Annotated in this window: 4 protein-coding genes and 1 tRNA gene; 3 read left to right on the plus strand and 2 right to left on the minus strand. The window is 47.0% G+C overall.

Annotation, left to right across the window (positions count from 1 at the left end):
* Window positions 1-236 precede the first annotated feature (236 nt).
* The 3 genes from SGI97_05680 (at window position 237) to SGI97_05690 (ending at window position 3,723) form a co-directional block, all read left to right on the plus strand.
* Complete coding sequence (locus SGI97_05680; protein MDZ4723376.1) at window positions 237-1,610, plus strand: hypothetical protein; 1,374 nt, start codon at window positions 237-239, stop codon at window positions 1,608-1,610.
* A gap of 739 nt (window positions 1,611-2,349) precedes the next feature.
* On the plus strand, window positions 2,350-3,486 hold the full coding sequence (locus tag SGI97_05685; protein MDZ4723377.1) for a site-specific integrase: 1,137 nt from the start codon (window positions 2,350-2,352) through the stop codon (window positions 3,484-3,486).
* A 3-nt stretch (window positions 3,487-3,489) separates the two neighbouring features.
* Window positions 3,490-3,723: a helix-turn-helix domain-containing protein gene (locus SGI97_05690; GenBank protein ID MDZ4723378.1), complete on the plus strand. Its 234-nt coding sequence runs from the start codon at window positions 3,490-3,492 to the stop codon at window positions 3,721-3,723.
* A gap of 94 nt (window positions 3,724-3,817) precedes the next feature.
* On the opposite strand, the gene SGI97_05695 is transcribed toward SGI97_05690, so the two are convergent.
* Both SGI97_05695 and SGI97_05700 read right to left on the minus strand, forming a co-directional pair.
* On the minus strand, window positions 3,818-4,882 hold the full coding sequence (locus SGI97_05695; protein MDZ4723379.1) for a tyrosine-type recombinase/integrase: 1,065 nt from the start codon (window positions 4,880-4,882) through the stop codon (window positions 3,818-3,820).
* 144 nt (window positions 4,883-5,026) lie between these two features.
* Window positions 5,027-5,114, minus strand: a tRNA-Ser gene (locus SGI97_05700).
* Between the last annotated feature and the right edge of the window lie 272 nt (window positions 5,115-5,386).

Raw genomic sequence — 5,386 nt, forward strand, 5'->3', positions numbered from 1 at the left:
CCGCAAGTCCCAACGATATATGTGATATGTCGCAATAGGTATCAATATGTATCACTAATGTAGCAATATGTCGCGAATGTACTTAATGGTTCCACCATTCCTGTCGGTCATCGACGGTTTTCCGCAAGTCCCAGTACCCAGCGTGCTAAACAATTGTGCTTTGACTTCCGTGACAGTACCGCTAATTTCTATGTGTTCACTGTGTGGTTCGGTCGTCAATAGAAGGATTGAATTGAATGGCAAAGCTGGCAAAAAAGCAACCCGTGACCGTAGTCGAGAAGGCACAAGCTGATAAGCCCCTGCTGGAGGTTCGGAGGTTGGTGGCACATATTCTTGTCACTTACGGTAGTGGGAAGATGATCAGGATCGTTTCGACTCTGAGTGACTGGCTTATATCCCCGCCACCCTATCCAATAGTAATCATTTGCCATGACAAATTTACAGAGAAACGGATTCAATCTCTGCCTGAAATAGAAGGCATCAAGGTCGAAATTGTGATTCAAGGTGAGCATCCGATAACCAAATTGGACCCTTGCTTCATATCGATTCCTCCTATAACCGATAGAGCCGAGGATTTGCCACTAATTACCTCATACTGTGTGGATGCTTCCCAGCAAACAAAAGCCAAAATTGACTGGATCGCGCTTGAAGTGCTGGCATTCGGCTATGCCTGCGTTTTGAGGCGCCTGAAATTCGGTTTGGACGATCGGACTCGAAAACTAACGCTTGACGAGTATGTGTCGGTTATGTTCGAACTCTGTGACAGAGCCAGAGACAGGGCGGTTTCGCTACCTTTCAAACCGTCAAGCGTGCAACTAAAATTGCAAATAGGTGGGTTTGACACCATCCCAGCGGATGCGTATGACCTCAAAATATTCAAGACAGCATTTGATGTCACACTCCAGTTAACAGAATTGGTCAAAATGCCTTGGTGGAATAACGATTATGAAAGAGAATGCCTCGAACGCAAAGGGGAGCATCCGGGTCATTTGTTGTTTGGTGAGTGCGAAGCAATCATTTCGGAGGGAACCCTGGCTAGGATTACCACCCAAAATGTTTTGGACGAGCTTGGGCTACTAAGTGTGTTGGAAAATAGAAAGATCAATGTCTCTCCTAAGCAAATTCAAGCCGAAATGCTCAAATTCCTTCAGAAAGAATACCGCCAAACACTCCTGATGACTGAAACCGACTATGTGCTTGAGCCGTATTCCACGGCGAATCAAGCAGTAAAGGAATTGCCACAGGCGGTTGAGAAGGCGAGGGGAAAGGTGGGACTTGGCTCTCCCGGAGCTTCTCCGAAGGGAGTTAAACAGGAGCAGGAGATATTTTTATACTCACCGGATTACAAATCTGTCAGGATTAAAGGTCAACTCTTCACTCTCACATACAAGCAAGCTCAGGTTATCGCATTTTTGCATGAGCTTTGGCTAAGCGGCACCCCCTCGGTGTCCGTTTCAACAGTTAGGAACAAATTCTATTCTATAGGCTCCGAAGACAGGCTCAAGAGACTTTTCAGGGCCAAAGAAGCTTGGGACGCCTTGGTCATACGAGGAGAGAGAAGAGGCTCCATCCGACTCAACATGGACCAACCACCTATTTCCCCGCGTTAGCCATTTGTCAAATCGCCATGTCTGGTTCCAACACCTCAGACTCAGCGTTAATCCATATCTTTTGCCGCTAAAATCCCCCCATTTGTCGCTAAAGTCCCCCCTTAGGTCACCTGCGGCAAAAATAGCAATGCCGTTTCTTTGGACCAACGCCATAGTGGCCGGTCACCTGAATTGAATTGATTTATCCCCCAAAAGGGATAATGAACGAACCCTGAGCAATCTTCGACCGGACCACTGCTCGGGGTTCCAAAATTTAGGGAGGTACTATTGAGAAAGGTCAATTTGCAGAGAATCAGGAAGTCTGATTCATACACGACAGGCGAAATTGCCGAAATGTGCGGAGTGACAACAGGAACTGTTCTCCGATGGATTAAAATCGGGTTGCAGAGGATCGACGATTCTTTCCCTTTTCAGGTGTATGGTGAAGACCTCTTCAGCTTTCTGAATAAAGAGCAAAAGAGTCGGAAACGGCCGTGTACCCCAAATGAGTTTTACTGTTGCAAGTGTAGGGTTCCTCAAAGGCCAGCTGGGCAGATAGTTACAATAGCAAAAGTAAATGCCCACATGGCTACTCTTCGGGCGCATTGCGAAGTTTGCACAGCACAGACTTATAAGTTTGTTGCATCAAGAAACCTTGGATTTTTCCTCAATCTCTTCAAACCTGAAACGACCAGCCAACAGGACTTACCACAGTCTTCGGTTCCTGTCGTTAATACACACTCAAGGGTAGGTGGAAATCATGAGTAGATTTAACTCAAAGAACGAACGCATTAAGAAGGAATACTATGAATGTCGGTCGCAAGTCAACCGGTTGTGTGCGGATTCTGTTTCCAACAGCAAAGCTTCGCTAGTGCGCTTTGAAAAATTCACAAAGTTTAAAGACTTTTCAAGCTTCAATAAAGATCAGGCCATTTGTTTCAAAAAGCACTTAGCAACCGCAAATTCAAAAGTAACCAATAAGCCATTGGGATTGAGCACGGTCAACACCGTGTTGGGAGAGGTTAAGGACTTTTTTGTGTGGCTGGTGTGCCAGAGAGGGTATCGGCGGTTGATTAAGACCGATGTAGCGTATTTCAATCTCTCGCACAAGGATAAGCGGCGCGCGTCTGCCAAGCGCCACCGGCCCATTCCGACCTTCCAACAAATCAATGCTGTCCTGTCTCGGATGCCATCCAAAACAGACATAGAACTCCGAAATAGGGCACTCATAGCATTCACTGCTTTGACTGGAGTGCGGGATGGCGCACTTCCGTCTCTTCGACTCAAACATATTCGTCTTGAGGAGTGTCTGGTCGAACAACTCGGATCGGAAGTCAACACAAAGAACAGTAAGACCATTCACACTTATTTCTACCCAGTCGGAGAAGGTATACGTAAGATAGTCCTGGATTGGTTGAACCATCTTCGAGGCAAGCTTCTCTTTGGGAATGACGATCCAGTCTTTCCTCGGACGCGAATGGTGCTTGGCAATGACGGTCTCTTCACACCCGATGGATTGGAGAGAGCAGCCTGGAAGTCTGCAGGTCCAATCAGAAAGATATTCAAGGATGCATTTGTTGGCGCAGAGCTCCCGTACTACAGTCCACATACATTCAGATTCACGATTGTTCAACTGGGTCAGCGGATGTGCAAGAGTTTCGAGCAAATGAAGGCATGGAGTCAGAACCTTGGCCATGAAAGTTTGGATACAACAGCTCGAAGCTATGGCACGATTGACACGTACTCTCAAGGGGAAATCATTGGGAAGCTGTGGGCTAACAACGACATCAATCCGCAAAAGCCCTCTGATGCGGATTTGATTGCCGAGATGCTGATTGCCAAGATGGTGGCCAGGGGGCTTCTGCGGCCCGATCTAAATGATAAAACCGAAGATTAATCAATGGAAAAGCTCCTGAATCCTGATGAAATGGCTGCTATGCTCGGTGTGCGGACATCGACGATCTATCAGTGGACACACAGAAAGTTCATTCCATTTGTCAAGATTGGGAAGCTCATTCGGTTCAGACAATCAGATGTGAAAGACTGGTTGGACAAGAAGAGCAGTTCTGGCAGACCAACTCGCAAACTTCCGGTGACCGACCTTGGTATATTTAGGAGTGGCCATAGAAAGTAAAGTCGGCTCTGCAAGTTCATTATTGCATGCATGCGAGTACTAAACTATACATTAGCAGAATCAAAAATTAGTCTCAAGTCGAAGTCACTTACTATTATTTGAATGACAGTTTGTTTACCGCGTCTGTAAGATGGTCCTGACCCAGATGGGCATAGATCATGGTCGTCTCTATATCAGCATGTCCCATGAGCTTTTTAACGGTCGGAAGATCAACACCATTCATGACAAGCTGGCTTGCGAAGGTATGCCTCAAGGTATGCACCCGCGTGAGATCTGGAATTTGAGCTTGGATGGCTATCTTAATGAGCTTCTCACGCAGTTTGACTTTCAAGCGAGAGCCGTCTCCGCTACAGAAGACATATCGACTCTTGGTGGTCTTTTCGTTGTCTCTTTTGCGCTCCTTCAATACTGCAAGAAGGGGGTCATTGATGGGAATCTCTCTATCCGATGTTTTCGGCTGCCAATCAGACTTGGCACGTATCTTGATCTTCCGTCGAGGAAAGTCGATGTCGATCCATTCCAGAAACTCAAGCTCAGACTTACGCATACCCGTGCTTAGGAATGTAAAGTAGACCGGATAGAATTCGGTCGGGGTGGCGGCAAGAAATCTTTGGCACTCTTCCATGGAAAGAAACCGTGGTGGTCTCGAATCATTGACTTTAAGCTTGGTCACCCGTCGAACCGGGTTGTCACGAAGATAGCCCCACTTGATAGCCAAGTTGAGTGCCGTCTTGATCGCTCCCAACTCAAAGTTGATGGTGTGTGATCGCGCGCCCTTTCGAGTGTGAGTCGTTCGATCTGCATCGGAGGAGACCGATTGTCCATTCGGATTGACCCAACAGTCTTTTCTGTAGATTTTGAACTTGTCGATAAGTTCAGATGTGACGTGCGAGAGCATGACCACATTTCGATGCCCGGATATGAATGCCTTGAAGTGATTCAGGACGGCTTTGTAACGGGATGTAGTGCGAGGCTGATGATTGGCTTTGCAGTAGTTTAAAAACTCTTGAATGAAAAGATCGATGCTGATATCGGTTTTTAGAAATCCGAATTCGTTCCGGGCGATCTGGACTTCGGCATCTTTGAGTGCGAGTGTCGCGATTTCTTTCGAGGTTCCAACTCGTGTTCGGACACGACGTCCGCTTACACGAATGTCCATGTACCAATTTTTCCCTCGTTTGTAAATTGAACCCAAAAGAACCTCCAAGTTATGGTCACAAAATGGACACAAGCGCTACTTGAAGTTAATATAGCGAAGACTAATGTATTGTCAATAGGTAAGTTACGAGAGCACCGGAATTAATGGCGGAGAGGTAGGGATTCGAACCCTAGATACCTTTCGATATAACGGTTTTCGAGACCGCCGCATTCGACCACTCTGCCACCTCTCCGTTACAAGTCGTAAGAACCGGCGGACATGGGGTCGACCGGACGGGCTAATTTACAACAAATATGGCGGTTGTAAAGTGGGGAATTTCTGGGGGGGAGAGAAGATAGACCCCCTAGCTTTCGCTGGGGTGACATTACATGGGGGGGGCGCCGTGGAGGGTCGCGTCTTGGAAGCCGCTCCTCGCAACGGGCATAATAGCCAAAAAGTGTTGGTAAGTTATTCATTTTGGGCGGAGTTTACAGTACCATGCGAAGTCGTTTTCTCGGTTATGAA

The sequence above is a fragment of the Candidatus Zixiibacteriota bacterium genome, from assembly GCA_034439475.1.
Lineage (GTDB): Bacteria > Zixibacteria > MSB-5A5 > GN15 > FEB-12 > JAWXAN01.